This is a genomic window from Paenibacillus sp. p3-SID867, assembly GCF_025142895.1.
In the GTDB taxonomy this organism is placed as follows: domain Bacteria; phylum Bacillota; class Bacilli; order Paenibacillales; family Paenibacillaceae; genus Paenibacillus_AQ.
The window spans coordinates 41,028-55,905 of sequence record NZ_JAMBDM010000015.1 but is presented as its reverse complement, the minus strand read 5'-3'; the positions used below and the strand labels follow the sequence as shown (position 1 = coordinate 55,905).

Below are 14,878 nucleotides of genomic sequence, written 5' to 3'. Positions count from 1 at the left end.
GCTTTTCCGAAGACAATCGGACTAAGGATCCGTTATTCCTTCCAAAAGACTGCATTTAGCTATACAAATCCTAAAATAACGGATCTGGTGTCCGTTATTTTAGTTTATGGTGCTTCATTCGGAAAATAAGGTCCTTGGTGTCCGTTACATTCGCAAGATTACCGAGGAAATGCTTTATGTCTTATGTCCAACCTTCACCGCACGATCACTACTTCGTATCCAGTGATCGCTTATACGGCACCTTCACGGTAAATGCCGAGCCCTTCCCAAGCTCGGATTGGACCATTATTTTACCTTGATGAATATCGACGATCCGCTTCACGATCGATAATCCAAGCCCGCTGCCGCCAGCGGCGCGATTGCGCGATTTATCCGCCTTGTAGAAGCGTTCGAATATATGCAGCTGGTCCGACTCCGACATCCCGACCCCCGTATCCGTCATCGTAACCTCGGCTCCGTCTTCCCTTGCTTTTAGCACGATGGTGATCATACCGCCTTCCGGCGTGAATTTGATGCTGTTGTGCAGCAAGTTGGTCCACACTTGACTCAGCAGATCCTCTGTGGCCTCAATCTCTACCTTTGCGAGATCCAAATCCACCTGAATCCGTTTCGCCAGCCACTGCGGCTCATGCGCCAAAACGACCGCACGCAGCTGCCCGTCGAGCCGGTAACGGGCCCTTTCGAATGCCGGCTGCTCTCCTTCCAGGGATGACAGCTTTAACAGATTGTCACTCAGCTGCGACAAGCGGCGGCTCTCTCCTTCGATAATCTCCAGGTAACGGGCTCTCTTCTCCTCCGTGAGGCGGGGATTTCGGAGCGCCCTTGCAAACCCCCGAATCGAAGTAAGCGGGGATTGAATTTCATGGGACACATTGGAGATGAAATCCTGACGCATGGTCTCCATCCGCCCCAATTCGCCGGCCATGTCGTTAATGCTGCTGGCGATCATCTTGAACTCCCCGCGCCATTCATTTTCGTTCATCTTTACCTTGAAGTCTCCCTGCGATATCCGGCGCATGGCATCCGTAATGGAATTCAGCATGGCCATTTGCCGATGCTTGAAGAACATGCCCACGACAAGCATGCATAGGAAGAAGATGATGACGCCAACAAACAAGTTGATCAGCTGGACGACATAATCCCAACGCGGCGTTCCCGTCCAGGTGTAAATAAACCGCGTCACATAGGTCGCCGCCGTCCATGACGCGCCTAATACCGCAAAGACCAAGATGGTCTGAAGCGTTTCCCGAACGATCTTCCACAATATTTTGCGCGTTTTCTTCATTAACCTTCACCTGCCTCCAGGCGGTAACCCAGACCGCGCACCGTTCGAATCCTGAACCGGTATTTCTCCTCCGGGAACCGCTCCCGCAGCCGATTCACGTGGACATCCAGCGTCCGTTCGTTCCCTTCAAAGTCATATCCCCATATATCTTCGATCAGCCTGTCGCGCGGCAACGTGCTCCCCGGATAACTGGCCAGCTTGAAGAGCAGCTCAAACTCCTTCAGCGGCAGGGTAAAAGCCTCATCACCCGCCTTGACCTCATAGGTTCTGCGGTTCATCTGCAGCTTGCCGATGGTCACCGTCTGCGATGCGGCTACCTGATACCGCTTCAGCAGCGCTTTGACGCGCACAACAAGCTCCGCTGGTTCGAAGGGCTTCACCAGATAATCGTCGGTACCCAGCTCAAAACCCTTCACGATCTGCCTCGTTTCCCCTTTTGCCGTCAGCATCAGCACCGGAATACCGGTGTTCCTCCGGATCTCCCGGCACAGCTCCCATCCGTCCATATTCGGCATCATGATATCCATCACGACCAGATCGACGGATGTCTGTTCCATGACGGACAAGGCCTCGACGCCATCCGAGGCTTCGAATACCCCTTCCATCCCCGCTTCCTCCAGAAACACCTTTATGAGTTCGCGGATATTCGGGTCGTCGTCCACTACCAATATTTTTGCCATGGTGGCCCTCCCTTCTTCCCCAGCATTTCAAGGCACCCTTAGGCCTCAATCGTTTCATTCATCTGCAGCTGCTGCACGGCAAACTCTCTGTACATGTCATGCTGCTCAATCAATTCATCATGCGTTCCCCGTCCGGTTACCGTTCCTTTTTCAATGAAAATAATCTGATTCGCTCCTACAACCGTGGATAACCGGTGCGCAATAATAATCGTCGTCCGGCCAGCCATCAGGTTCTTGAGGGCCTTCTGCACTTCAATCTCGGAACGGCTGTCCAGACTGGAGGTGGCTTCGTCCAGCATCAGAATCTTCGGATCCCGCAGCAAGGCTCTGGCTATGGCAATCCGCTGCCGCTGACCGCCGGAGAGCTTCACGCCCCGTTCGCCCACATCCGTATCAAAACCATGCGGCAGCTCGTCGATAAATCCATCTGCATAGGCCATTTCTGCCGCTCTTCGGATCTCCCCATCGCTCACTTCCCGGTCCATCCCATAACATAAGTTGTCGCGAATGGTTCCCGCGATCATTGGACTATCCTGTGAGACATAACCAATCAACCCGCGCCATGAGCGTAGAGAGAACGTATCAATCGCCGTCTTGCCCAATCGGATCTGTCCTTTTTGCGGTAGGTAAAAACGCTCAAGCATGGAGAACAGCGTCGTTTTGCCTCCGCCACTCGGTCCAACCACTGCCGTGACCGTGCCCGGCTCCATCTGAAAGCTGATATCATGCAGTACCAGCTCATCCGGTTTGTAACCAAACGACAGATTCTCGATAGACACCCGCTGATTCGCGTTCACCACATCGCTACCTTCCGAAATGGATTCTTCCTCTGCATCCAGTGTTTCCAATATTCGCTCGGTTGCTCCTTTGGCCTTCTGAAACTGGGTAAAAAACGTCGTTAACTGCGTCATCGGCATCACGATTTGAATCAGATACAGGATAAACGCAACCAGCTCGCCGGCGGTCAATGCCCCTGTGGATACCTGAAGTCCGCCATACCCGATGACCACCACCAGCAGCATCATCAGCACGAAAGACATCAGCGGCGCGATCCAGGCGGATACTACACCTTCCTTGATCCCGAAATTTAGCAGATTGGTGATCCCTTTATGCCCATTTTCATACTCTCTGTCCTCAGCGTTTGATGCTTTCACCAAACGAATCTCCGACAGCACCTGACTGATATTCGCCGTAAACGTAGCCGTCTCATCCTGCATGCCAAGCGAGATTTTATACATTTTCTTGCCAAGCGGCACAAGAATCAGCGCTGCAATCGGAATGACGATAAACATCGTCAGTGTCATCTTCCAGTTTAGATAGAGGAGCACCCCAATGGAACCGACGATAGAAATAATCCCGCTAAAAAATCCGGCCACATGGTCCGATATGAGACTTTTGATCACTCCTGTATCATTCGTCATCCGGCTGACCGATTCCCCTGAACGATTATGATCGAAGTAGCGGATCGGCAGCACCAGGAGCTTTTTCCACAGCCGTTCCCTAAGGGCGGCCACCATCTTCTGTCCCGTATAACTCAGCAAAAAGATCGAAACCCCTGAGGCTATCGTCTGCACCACAAATGCGATCCCAAGTCCGATGATATGGGAGCGGTTCATATCCGTTAAGGAGAAGCCATCCACCAGGCTCTTTGTAAACATCGGAATGACTAGCCCGACCAGGGTTGATACCACATTCAGCAAGATGGCTCCAATCAGCAGCAGCATCGGCGGTTTCGTTTCTTTTAACAGCCGGAAGAAGGCCTGCGAACCCGCTTTGCCGCTGCCGGCCTGCCTTTCCTGAGCTATTTCCTGTATAGAAGTATGGTCCGTTTCTCTCATCGTTTTCTCTTCCCTTCCATCCTTGTTTATTGTCTGTAAGGAAAGAATAGTTCAACAAGTTAAACTGAAGTTAAACGAAGGCTTATTTCTAGAGAAACAACCTAAAATGACCCCACCAAATGGAGCCTAAGCTACGATCTTATTCCAACTACTTTGCGGGGACCCCCAATATTCCAATATAGTAATAAGCCATCTAAGTATGCCCCGGACCACGCAGCAGCAGTGCGCACGATGTACAAAAAGAGCGGATTTCTCCGCCCCTTCTCGAAATCTATCCATATGTACGCACGAAAACCAAGCGAGAATCCAGCAACAGAAGGCCTTGATAGCAAAAAAAGCCTTGCAGTAACAAGACTTTTCTTAAACTTCAATCACGGTGACCCTTATTGGTTCTCGAGTTCCTCTTTGCTCACCAAGTTCACGAGTGAAGTAACCGCTTGCTCCGCGTCGGCTCCCTCAGCACTAATGTAAACTTCCGTACCAGAGCTGATCGCAAGGCTCATAATTCCCATGATACTTTTGGCATTAACTTTTTTATCATCTTTTTCAACGAAGATTTCAGATGAGTATTTATTCGCTTCCTGAACGAACAGCGCGGCCGGTCTGGCGTGAAGACCCGTCTTTAACCGAACGACTACCGGGTGCTTTGTCATGAAAATTACCCCCTATCTAATAAATCTGCTGCATTGAAAGCGCGATTGACATTTTATAATATTATACCATTTTACCATACAGGACACTAGAAGAAAAAATTCTTACCCATTCCGAATCTTTTCGGCCAATTCGTCGATTTTGCGCAGGCGGTGATTAACGCCGGATTTGCTGACGGTTCCTTTAAGAAGCTCGCCGACTTCCTTCAGATTCATGTCCGGATGAGCCAGTCGAATTTCAGCCACTTCCCGCAGTTTATCGGGCAAATTCTCAAGACCCATTTCCTTTTGGAGCAGCTTAATGTTCTCAATCTGACGGACGGCAGCGCCGATCGTTTTGTTCAGGTTGGCGGTCTCGCAGTTTACGATCCGGTTCACCGAATTCCGCATATCCCGCATAATCCGGACATCCTCGAACTTGAATAATGCCTGGTGGGCACCGATCAGATTAAGGAACTCGATGATTTTCTCGCCTTCCTTAATGTAGAAGATAAAGCCTTTCTTCCGCTCGATGCAGCGTGCGTTCAGATGAAACTCATTCGCCAGATCCACCAGGGACTGGCAGTGCTCTTCATACATTGAGGCAATTTCCAGATGGTATGAAGACCCCTCCGGATTGTTCACGGATCCGCCAGCCATAAAGGCACCGCGCAAATAAGCGCGTTTACAGCAATTTTTGCGAACGATTTGTTCATCAATCCGCGATTGAAACAGAAAGCCCTCGGAAACGATGCGCAGTTCTTTAAGTATCTCCTGAACCTGGGCGGGAATACGAACGATATATACGTTATTCTTCTTCAAACGCATTTTTTTACGCACCAAAAGTTCGGTATGTGCCTGGAAATGCCTCTTAATTAAGGAATAAATACGTCTTGCAATCGCGGCATTTTCCGTTGAAATATCCAGGATTACCTTTTTGTTCGAAAGCTGAACAGAACCGTTCATCCGAATGAGCGCGGACAGCTCGGCTTTTTCACAGCAGTTCTGGCTTTCGATCATTGTCAGTTCTTTCTTCGTCTGTGCCGCAAAGGACAAGGTACTCACCCCTTTCGTGTAATCCAATCCTGTACCAGCTGAAATATATGATTGCTCAGCTTGTCAGCGTCATGTCTTAAGTATGTTCTAAATAGCACAAGCTTATCTGCAATGAGTTTGTACCCTCTGCTGGTCACCTCATCACGATCCAGGAACACGGGCTTTGCACCCTTCTGAGCATACTTATCCTGAACCTGCGGCGGGATTTCGCCATCATTTACAATAACATAATCGAACAGATGAAGACCAATATGATCGTAAACGGCCTGCAAATGATCGCTCACCGTATAATTATCGGTTTCTCCAGGCTGCGTCATCACATTGCACACGAACATTTTGATCGCCTCAGAGGATACGATGGCTTCAGCAAGCTTGGGAACAAGTAAATTGGGCAAAATACTGGTATATAGGCTTCCCGGACCGATCAGAATCGCATCGGCCTGCTGAATCGCCTCCAGCGCTTCCGGCAGTGGCTCAACATGCTCCGGCTCCAGAAAGATCCGTTTAATGCGGCGCCCAGCCTCCGGGATTTTGGATTCACCGGTCACAATAGAACCGTCTTCCATCTCTGCATGCAAAATAACGGCTTCACCCGCCGCGGGCAGCACCTGTCCTCGAACAACAAAAACCCGGCTCATCTCCTTGACTGCCGTGACAAAATCACCGTGCAAATCCGTCATGGCAGCCAAGATTAAATTGCCGAGGCTGTGCCCGGCCAGTCCCGAGCCATTCTTAAAGCGGTATTTCAATATATCGGATAACAGCGGCTCCACATCGGCGAGCGCTGTAAGTACATTTCGAATATCTCCCGGGGGCGGCATCTGCAATTCGCTACGCAGTATGCCGGAGCTTCCCCCATCATCAGCGACGGTAACGATAGCCGTAATATCAAGCGGCTTCTCCTTGAGTCCCCGGAGCATAACGGACAGCCCGGTTCCTCCACCCATCACGACGATGCGGGGACGCTTTCTAGCTTGCACAGCCACATTTATCACTTCCCTTAATTAATGCCGATCCCGATCGGAATCACGGTGACTCACCGATACCGTCTCCGTTTCGCTAACGCCCAGCATTTTGCCAAGGTATTCCGCTATCGCAACGGAGCGATGCTTCCCGCCGGTACAGCCAATGCCGATAATAACCTGGCTTTTGCCTTCCTTCCGATACTGCGGGATCAAGAAATGCAGCATATCGAGCAGTTTGGTTAGAAACGCCTGCGTCTCCGGCCATTTCATCACGTATTCATATACATCACTGTTCTGGCCGGTATTTGGGCGCAGCTGCTCCACATAGTGCGGGTTGGGCAGAAAGCGCACATCAAACACCAGATCAGCGTCAATCGGAATCCCGTATTTAAACCCAAAGGATGTGATATTTACCGATAACGTGCTGCTCTCCAGATGTGTGAAACGTGAGATAATCTTCTCCTTCAATCGCACAGGCTTCATATTGCTCGTATCGATCACCTGGGTAGCCGAATTCTTCAGCTCATCCAGCATTTTGCGCTCCAACCTTATTCCGTCAAGCGGCATGCCTTCCGGAGCGAGCGGATGGCGACGGCGGCTTTCCTTATAACGTTGTACAAGCACGGAATCCGTTGCATCCAGGAATAGAATCTCGCAGTGGATGGTAAAGTGGTCCTTGATGTAACTCAGAGACTCCGATAGAGCCGTAAAAAATTCGCGGCCACGCAGGTCGATGACCAATGCAACCTTGCCGATCTTACCCTTGGATTGATCGATCAGCTCCGCGAATTTGGGAATGAGCACCGGAGGCAGGTTATCGACGCAAAAGAATCCAAGATCCTCCAGACTTTGTACGGCCAAGGTCTTACCTGCTCCCGACATCCCGGTGATGATGATCAGGGTGGCCATGGATGATGTGTTGCTGCCTCGGTTGGCTGCTTCCAGCATCAGCTTTCCCTCCCTTATAAGTTTAGATCAGACGATGTATGGTGAATAATGATTACGAACGCAAATGCAGTCCGGCAGCGCCTACAACGCCGGCATCATTGCCGAGCTCAGCCGGAACGATACGCACACCTCGCTGAAGCGGCTCTGGTGTCAGCTTCGCAAATACAGCGCGGACTTCATCAAACAAAATGTCGCCGGCTTTGGATACGCCGCCGCCGATAATAAAGGCTTCCGGATTCAACACGGCCGCAACGGCAGCCATAGATTTGCCCAGGTAATAAGCTGCGCGATTCACGATCCGAATGGCAACTTCATCGCCAGCCTTTGCAGCATCAAACACTTCCTTCGCCGCAATGCTCTCTACATGGGCAAGGGAAGTACGGTCCCCACGCTCTACGGCATCCTTCGCCATACGGATAATGCCGGTTGCCGACGAAACTGTCTCCAGACAGCCCATTTCACCGCATCCGCATTGAATCGCTTCCAAGTCCGGCACAACCGAGATATGTCCAAGCTCGCCAGCCATGCCGCCGAAGCCTTGATAAATCTTGCCGTTAATAATAATGCCTCCGCCAACACCGGTACCCAGCGTGTAGCATACGCAGTTCTCAACGCCGCGCCCTGAGCCGCTCCAGGCTTCACCCAATGCAGCTACATTGGCGTCGTTGTCTATTTTGACGGGCTTGCCGAGACGCTCTTCAAGCAGTGCGCGAATCGGTACATCTTTAAATCCTACATTCGGTGCCAGAATAATGATGCCTTCACGAATATTCGTAAAGCCGGCGAATCCAGCTCCCACACCAGCAAGTTGATCCCAGCTGAATGGCGATTCTTCCACAATGTGACGCACATATTTCTCAATGTTGTCAATAACCGTGTCAACGCCTTTGGCTGTTTCCGTCGGCCCCTCATACTTATGCAGAAGATGCCCCTCTTCATTGCAAATTCCAACTTTAATTGCTGTTCCGCCCAGATCGACACCGACGTAGATGTTCTCAGACATGTTTCAAGCCACCTTTTTCCTTCTATATTATAGATTGCTCCTACTGTACCCACTATAATTGAAGGCACTTCTGCGGTCAAGAGAACACCACGTGACGGAAAACGGTAAGCAGTCCTTTAATTTCGATTATGTAAGCGTGTCCAAACATCCGCGAAACCTCCCTTGTTTGTTCATCATCTAACTCCCCTCTCCCTATGGCAGATCGATATGACAATTGTCACTCTGAAGTGGTGACATCCTTTACTAACAGGCATTCCTCTGCTTTCGTATGATGAATTCAGATCATTTCGATTACGGAGGAGCGATTCCATGACAAACCCAATCCAAGAACCTATTGCAGAGCTGCGGCAGGTAACCAAGATGTTCGGAAGCAAAAAAGCCGTCAACCAAGTGTCGTTTACGATAGTGAAAGGGTCGATCACAGCCATTCTCGGACCCAACGGAGCAGGGAAATCAACCGCCATCTCCATGATGCTCGGCCTTAAAGACGCCAGCCAGGGTGAGGTTCTCCTGTTCGGGCGCAGTCCGAAGGACTTGAAGGTACGTGAGAAGATCGGCGCCATGCTTCAAGAGGTCAGTGTTATGGACGGATTGCGGACGCGCGAAATTATCAATCTCATCCGAGGCTATTATCCGAACCCGCTAACACTGGATGAAATCGCGAGCTTGAGCGGACTTACCGCTGAAGAACTGAATAAATGGGCTGTCAAAATGTCCGGCGGCCAGAAACGCAAGCTCAGCTTTGCGCTGGCGATTGCGGGCAACCCCGAGCTGCTGTTCTTCGATGAACCAACGGTCGGCCTGGATACATCGGCCCGCCGGCTATTTTGGCAGACGGTACGCAAGCTTGCCGACCAGGGCAAAACGATTCTGTTTACCACGCATTATCTGCAAGAGGCGGACGATATGGCCGACCGCATTCTGCTGTTCCATCAAGGTCAGGTTGCCGCCGATGGCACGCCGGAAGCGATCAAAGCCAAGCTGACACGAAGGTCGGTTTCCTTTATCGTGGATGCGGACCACCAGCAGGTCAAGGAGCTGCTTCATGAGGTACCCGGCGTAACCGATGTGTATGAACACAACGGCCGGCTGAACGCCGTTACCGATGATACGGACACGGCGCTGGCGGCTCTGTTCCGGGCCGGGCTGGCTGTACGCGACATTCGCATCGATCAAGGAAGCCTGGACGAAGCATTCGACCAATTAACGATGGATCAAGGGGAGGCTGTATAAGATGACAACCTGGAAACTGATCACCTTGCAGTGCAAAATGGAATTACTCCGGATGGTACGCAATCCGTATTATATTTTCTGGTCTTTGGCCATGCCAATTCTGTTCTATTTCATCTTTACGCGGGTCGTGAATACGGGGGCCGACGATACCGGACAATGGCAGGCCCACTATCTCATGTCGATGGCGTCCTTCAGTGTCATGGGCACCGCCATCATGTCGCTCGGCATTCGCCTCGTGCAAGAGAGAGTCCAGGGCTGGGCTGTATATATGCGGGTAACGCCGCTTCCTGGCAGCGTGTATTTCTTTGGCAAAATGTTTGTGCAGACGGTTATGCATCTGCTCTGCATCCTCGTCATTTTTGTAGCCGGCTACCTGATTAACGGAGTCTCCCTCACCTTCGGACAATGGCTGCTCAGCGGACTTTGGATTCTGATCGCATCCGTCCCGTTTCTTGCCATCGGTACCTTGATTGGATCCATGAAACGGGTCGACACGGCAAGCGGCGTCAGCAACGGCATCTACTTAGGGCTGGCCGTTACGGGCGGGATGTGGTTCCCGATCGAAGCGATGCCTTCCATCATGCAAGCCATCGGCAAATGGATGCCCTCCTATCATTTTGGCGGAGGTGCCTGGTCAATCGTTCGCGGAGAAGCGCCGGGACTGGATAATTTCATGGTTTTAGCAGGATATTTGGCAGTATTTATGTTACTATCCACCTATATTCGGAAAAAACAACAAGCCGATTAAGGGGATAGGATGATGGCTTCATGAAAAAATTGAAAGACGCAAAATCCGCAGGGTTTGAGGTTTTTCCAACGCAATTGGGGTTTTTCCCCTATCTGTGGCTCATTTATATATCTCTGCCCGTAATCAACATGATGAGCGAAGAAGGTTGGAAGATGGGGATTGGATATACGCTGATTGCCTTGTTTCTCCTCACGTACCGCCAGCTTTACTTCGCTGCTGGCACGCCTCGTTTTTTCTGGTGGCTCGGCATTCAGATGTCCATCATTTTCATTCTCTGCATGTGGTACCACCCCACCTATATGTATATGGGGTTTTTCACTGCCAATTTCATCGGCTGGTATACCGACCGGCGCAAATTCACGATATCCCTTGTGCTGTTTGCCATCATAGAGGTTGTTCCCTTAATCAAAAACGCAAGCATGCTGGGATGGAAGGATCTGGTCTTTATGATTCCTTTCTTTCTCATCATGCTGTTCTCACCCTTCGGCATCCGCTCTCTAAACCGGCGGCAGCAGCTGGAGAAGGAGCTCGCGCAGGCTAACGAGCAGATCCGCAATCTGATTAAAGGCGAAGAGCGGATGCGTATCGCCAGAGATCTTCACGACACCTTGGGTCATACCCTGTCTCTTATCACGTTGAAGAGCCAGCTTGTAGAGAAGCTGGCGGTAAAGGATCCCGAGAAAGCCCAAATCGAGGCCCGGGAGATTCAGAACACCTCGCGGGCCGCGCTCCGCCAAGTGCGTGAGCTGGTATCCGACATGCGGACCGCCACCTTGCCCGAGGAACTGGTCGAGGCCCAGATCATTCTGGAGAGCGCCGATATCCAGTTCAGCTGTGCCGGCAATCCGAAGCTGGAGGGAATTTCCGACCTGGCCCACAATATTCTGAGCCTCTGCTTGCGGGAAGCCGTAACCAATGTGGTGAAGCACAGTCAGGCGAGCCAGTGCCGGATTGCCATCGAGTCGCTGGGCAATGAGTGGCGGCTAGAGGTGGCCGATGATGGCGTTGGTCTTCATAGCAAGGAAGAAGATCCATCAGCTTCATCCAACAGTAATGGCCTGAAAGGCATGGCTGAGCGGCTATCCCTTATCGGGGGCACCGTTGAGGCCAGCTCCGAGCAACAAGGCACGATATTAGTAATTCGTGTTCCGATCATCATCAAGAACCGGAAGGAGGACACTTCCCATGAGCATCAAAGTGCTGATCGCCGAGGACCAGAGAATGCTGCGCGGCGCTCTGGCTTCCTTGCTTGATTTTGAAGACGATATTGATGTGATTGGTCAAGCCGGCGACGGTGATGAAGCGCTGTCCCTGATTGCCTTGCATCAACCTGATGTATGCCTGCTCGATATCGAAATGCCTGCGCGCAGCGGTCTCGAAGTGGCGGAGGAAGTAAAGCTGCGCGGTTATCCCAGCCGGGTCATCATCCTGACCACTTTCGCTAGGCCCGGTTATTTCGAGCGGGCCGTGCAGGCGGGCGTTCAGGGATACCTGCTTAAGGATGAGCCCAGTGAACGGCTGGCAGAAGCCATCCGCCGAGTCATGGATGGACGGCGGGAGGTCTCCCCTGAGCTCGTATTCGGTACGCTGTCAGGTGCGGGTGCCAATCCGCTGACCGAACGCGAACGGGAAGTGCTGCGATTGGCTGCCGACGGTAACAGTTCTAATGAAATTGCGTCGAAGCTCCACTTATCCTACGGGACTGTCCGCAACTATATGTCCGAGATCTTAAGCAAACTGAGTGCCAAGAACCGGATCGAGGCCATCTCGATGGCGGAGGAGAAGGGCTGGATATAGGCCCCTCACAGATTGCTCACACACCTCCCCCCGTCTCTTCAAGACGGGGGCTTTTTGTACTTCAATCGCAAACAGGCCTACGTTGGCCTGTTTTTTTCTTTTTTAGTTGACACATCTTTCCACTTGGCATTATAGTATGTTACAAGACTAACATACCGACAGGGTGATATCATGAATTCCAGGTTTGACGAAGGACAGCCGATTTTTCAGCAAATCGCAGATATGATTGAGGATGACATATTGAACGGGACATACCAAGCGGATGATCAGATTATCTCGATGTCGCAGTTCGCGAGTACTTTTCAGGTCAATCCCGCTACAGCTGTAAAAGGCATTGCCCTGCTTGTCAATGAAGGGATCTTGTACAAGAAAAGGGGGCTCGGCATGTTTGTTGCAGCAGATGCCAAACAGATCATATTGACCAAGCGGCAGGACCGGTTTTACAACGAACTCGTATTGAAGCTGCTTGATGAAGCGGAAAAGCTTGAATTGACCACCGACGACGTTATAGAAATGATCAAACAGAGAGATAGGAGATGAGCACGATGAACGCAATACTTACCTGTTCCAACCTGAGCAAGAGTTACGGGCGTACGGAAGCGGTCCGAAATCTGGAGCTCCAGCTGGAAGAGAATACGATCTATGGCCTGCTGGGACGCAATGGCGCCGGAAAGACCACGCTGCTTAATATGATGACCGGGGGATCTTTTCCCGACCATGGCAGCATCCAGGTCTCGGGTGTCAAGCTTAAGCATGGGGAAACCCCGAAAGGGATCTGTTACGTAAGAGAGAAGAATTTGTTCTTCGGCGGTGCCAAGGTGATTGAAGTGCTGCGCTTGGCATCGGCCTTTCACGAGAACTGGGACTGGGATTATGCCCAGAGCCTGCTGAAGACATTCAAGCTGAACCCGGACAAAAAAATCCGCCAGCTGTCACGGGGAATGGAGTCTTTGATCGGAAACATTATCGGTCTGGCCAGCCGGGCCCCGATTACCGTATTTGATGAACCGGTGCTGGGATTGGATGTGCTCATGCGAGAGAGATTTTATCGCGTTCTGGTTGAGGATTATGCCAATCATCCACGGACCATCCTGCTCTCGACCCATCTTATTGATGAGATCGCAACCGTTGTTGAGAAAGTTTACATCATGGATTCCGGCGCTATGTTATTGCATGACGATGTTGACCATATCCGTGCCAATTCTCATCTGTTGACCGGGAACCAGGAGCAAGTCGAACTGTTTACGAAGGATCGCCACGTGATCTATAAAGAATCTTATGGTAAAGGTTCCTTAACCGCGATATATGGAGCCATCCATGAGGCAGACCGTGCACAAGCCAACAAGCTTGGTATCGCTATTGACGGTTTACCGCTGCAAAAGTTTTTCTCCTATTTGATCGAAGGAGGTCAATCCATTGAATAAAACCACTGCGCTTATGAGGGCTTCATTTCTTCAGCTTCGACCTTATCTCCTGGTGATGCTGGGCACTGTTGCGATAAGTATGATTACAAATGTAATCGTAAGCCTGTCTCTTGGAGACAGTACGGAGAATACGCAGGTGTCTGCGGCCAATCTCCTCATCGTGTTCCTTATATTTGTAGGCAGCGTGCTCCCGGCAGGCTTGTTCCGGCGGGTAATGAATTTAGGAGCTACACGAAAAGAATATTATGTTGGCATGCTTCTGGTTTACTCCATATGGTCCGCCATTTTTGCTGTCCTCAATATCATCTGGTTACAGGTGGAGATCAGCTTTATACGACAATACGAGAATACCTTCAACATTCTTGAAATCTTTGGGTGGACTCAATTTGGAATCGTTGGCATGTTCTTCTATCAATTCGGCGCTTACCTGCTTCTTATTTCACTACTGAATCTGTTGTTTTCCGGTCTGCGTCACATCATGGGCTGGGTGATCTGGGTGGTATTTATTGCGGCAATCCCGATCTTTACCTCCATTCCTTCACTCCGGCATACGCTGGCTGACGGCTTGCTGGCCCTTCTCTTCAACGATTCGCTGCTACAAGGGCTTGGGCTCACGCTGATTATCTCCCTCGTTCTGCTTGCAGGAGGCTGGTGGTTCACGGCCAGACGCACCATCGTTTAAACCTGTTTCTCCTAACAACGTGTTATTGTATCACTCTAGCACGAAAGGAATGATGAATCTTGAAAAAGGATGCTATCCCCTCTGAGGTGTTCCAGTCCTTTCTGTTATGGATCATTGCCATCGGTGCAGGAGTATTCGAGATGACTCTGGCTGTCATCGATTCGATATCCAGCCAAACGGGTGCTGGAATTGTCGGTATTCTCACTCAAGTCGCAGCACGAACCATGATGTTCGCAGTCCTTGTCTACATCATGGTCAGAATGCTTCGTGGTAAGAATTGGGCGCGTATCACACTCGCTTTGTTTTTAGGCGGGTTTGGCATTCTCTCCCTTATCATTGACCCCATCCAATGGCTCATAAATGGCGGCTCCCTTTGGGACGCATTTGCTAATGCAGATAATATATCCATCCTGTTTGCCTCCAGCCGTATCCTTCATATAATCGCCGTTGTTGCAGCCTTGATGTTTATGTTCCGACCCGCGGCGAATCGGTACTTCAAAGCTGAATCGTAAGTCTCAGCACCCGCTTGATCTTGGAATCAACAAAGCAACAGCCCCTGACCAATTCAAGGCCCGGGGCTGTTTCATATA

General features: G+C 50.8%; 16 protein-coding genes. 8 read left to right on the top strand and 8 right to left on the bottom strand.

What is annotated here, in order from left to right; translation table 11 throughout:
* Nucleotides 1–208 precede the first annotated feature (208 nt).
* The 8 genes from M4D81_RS25895 to M4D81_RS25860 all read right to left on the bottom strand — a co-directional run bounded on the left by M4D81_RS25895 (nt 209) and on the right by M4D81_RS25860 (nt 8,404).
* Nucleotides 209–1,285 (bottom strand): HAMP domain-containing sensor histidine kinase, encoded by a 1,077-nt coding sequence (locus tag M4D81_RS25895; RefSeq protein ID WP_260068519.1) that lies wholly within the window; start codon nt 1,283–1,285, stop codon nt 209–211.
* A complete protein-coding gene (locus tag M4D81_RS25890) occupies nt 1,285–1,965 on the bottom strand; it encodes a response regulator transcription factor (RefSeq protein WP_071219485.1) in 681 nt (226 codons plus the stop codon). The genes M4D81_RS25895 and M4D81_RS25890 overlap by 1 nt, the downstream gene beginning before the upstream one ends.
* Nucleotides 1,966–2,003: 38 nt before the next feature.
* On the bottom strand, nt 2,004–3,803 hold the full coding sequence (locus tag M4D81_RS25885) for an ABC transporter ATP-binding protein (protein ID WP_260068518.1): 1,800 nt from the start codon (nt 3,801–3,803) through the stop codon (nt 2,004–2,006).
* A 383-nt stretch (nt 3,804–4,186) separates the two neighbouring features.
* Nucleotides 4,187–4,456 carry an HPr family phosphocarrier protein gene (locus M4D81_RS25880; RefSeq protein ID WP_006207570.1) on the bottom strand — a complete coding sequence of 90 codons (270 nt, stop codon included), beginning with the start codon at nt 4,454–4,456 and terminating at the stop codon, nt 4,187–4,189.
* Between the two features lie 102 nt (nt 4,457–4,558).
* Nucleotides 4,559–5,488: a DNA-binding protein WhiA gene (whiA, locus tag M4D81_RS25875; protein WP_071219483.1), complete on the bottom strand. Its 930-nt coding sequence runs from the start codon at nt 5,486–5,488 to the stop codon at nt 4,559–4,561.
* A gap of 5 nt (nt 5,489–5,493) precedes the next feature.
* Complete coding sequence (locus tag M4D81_RS25870; RefSeq protein ID WP_181469905.1) at nt 5,494–6,435, bottom strand: gluconeogenesis factor YvcK family protein; 942 nt, start codon at nt 6,433–6,435, stop codon at nt 5,494–5,496.
* A gap of 57 nt (nt 6,436–6,492) precedes the next feature.
* Nucleotides 6,493–7,401, bottom strand: a complete 909-nt coding sequence (rapZ, locus tag M4D81_RS25865; protein WP_071219481.1) for an RNase adapter RapZ — start codon at nt 7,399–7,401, stop codon at nt 6,493–6,495.
* 52 nt (nt 7,402–7,453) lie between these two features.
* Entirely contained in the window at nt 7,454–8,404 is a 951-nt protein-coding gene (locus tag M4D81_RS25860) for an ROK family glucokinase (protein ID WP_071219480.1), read from the bottom strand.
* Between the two features lie 309 nt (nt 8,405–8,713).
* Here M4D81_RS25860 and M4D81_RS25855 point away from each other — a divergent pair, with 309 nt between their 5' ends.
* The 8 genes from M4D81_RS25855 to M4D81_RS25820 all read left to right on the top strand — a co-directional run bounded on the left by M4D81_RS25855 (nt 8,714) and on the right by M4D81_RS25820 (nt 14,800).
* A complete protein-coding gene (locus M4D81_RS25855) occupies nt 8,714–9,637 on the top strand; it encodes an ABC transporter ATP-binding protein (protein WP_260068517.1) in 924 nt (307 codons plus the stop codon).
* Between the two features lies 1 nt (nt 9,638).
* Nucleotides 9,639–10,385, top strand: coding sequence for an ABC transporter permease (locus M4D81_RS25850; protein ID WP_260068516.1), 747 nt, complete (start codon nt 9,639–9,641; stop codon nt 10,383–10,385).
* A gap of 20 nt (nt 10,386–10,405) precedes the next feature.
* On the top strand, nt 10,406–11,638 hold the full coding sequence (locus tag M4D81_RS25845) for a sensor histidine kinase (protein WP_260068515.1): 1,233 nt from the start codon (nt 10,406–10,408) through the stop codon (nt 11,636–11,638).
* Nucleotides 11,571–12,182 (top strand): response regulator transcription factor, encoded by a 612-nt coding sequence (locus M4D81_RS25840; RefSeq protein WP_071219477.1) that lies wholly within the window; start codon nt 11,571–11,573, stop codon nt 12,180–12,182. The genes M4D81_RS25845 and M4D81_RS25840 overlap by 68 nt, the downstream gene beginning before the upstream one ends.
* A 171-nt stretch (nt 12,183–12,353) precedes the next feature.
* Nucleotides 12,354–12,722, top strand: a complete 369-nt coding sequence (locus M4D81_RS25835) for a GntR family transcriptional regulator (RefSeq protein WP_071219476.1) — start codon at nt 12,354–12,356, stop codon at nt 12,720–12,722.
* Between the two features lie 5 nt (nt 12,723–12,727).
* Nucleotides 12,728–13,606, top strand: a complete 879-nt coding sequence (locus M4D81_RS25830) for an ATP-binding cassette domain-containing protein (protein ID WP_260068514.1) — start codon at nt 12,728–12,730, stop codon at nt 13,604–13,606.
* Nucleotides 13,599–14,288, top strand: coding sequence for a hypothetical protein (locus M4D81_RS25825; protein ID WP_260068513.1), 690 nt, complete (start codon nt 13,599–13,601; stop codon nt 14,286–14,288). The genes M4D81_RS25830 and M4D81_RS25825 overlap by 8 nt, the downstream gene beginning before the upstream one ends.
* A 59-nt stretch (nt 14,289–14,347) precedes the next feature.
* On the top strand, nt 14,348–14,800 hold the full coding sequence (locus M4D81_RS25820; RefSeq protein ID WP_260068512.1) for a hypothetical protein: 453 nt from the start codon (nt 14,348–14,350) through the stop codon (nt 14,798–14,800).
* Nucleotides 14,801–14,878 lie beyond the last annotated feature (78 nt).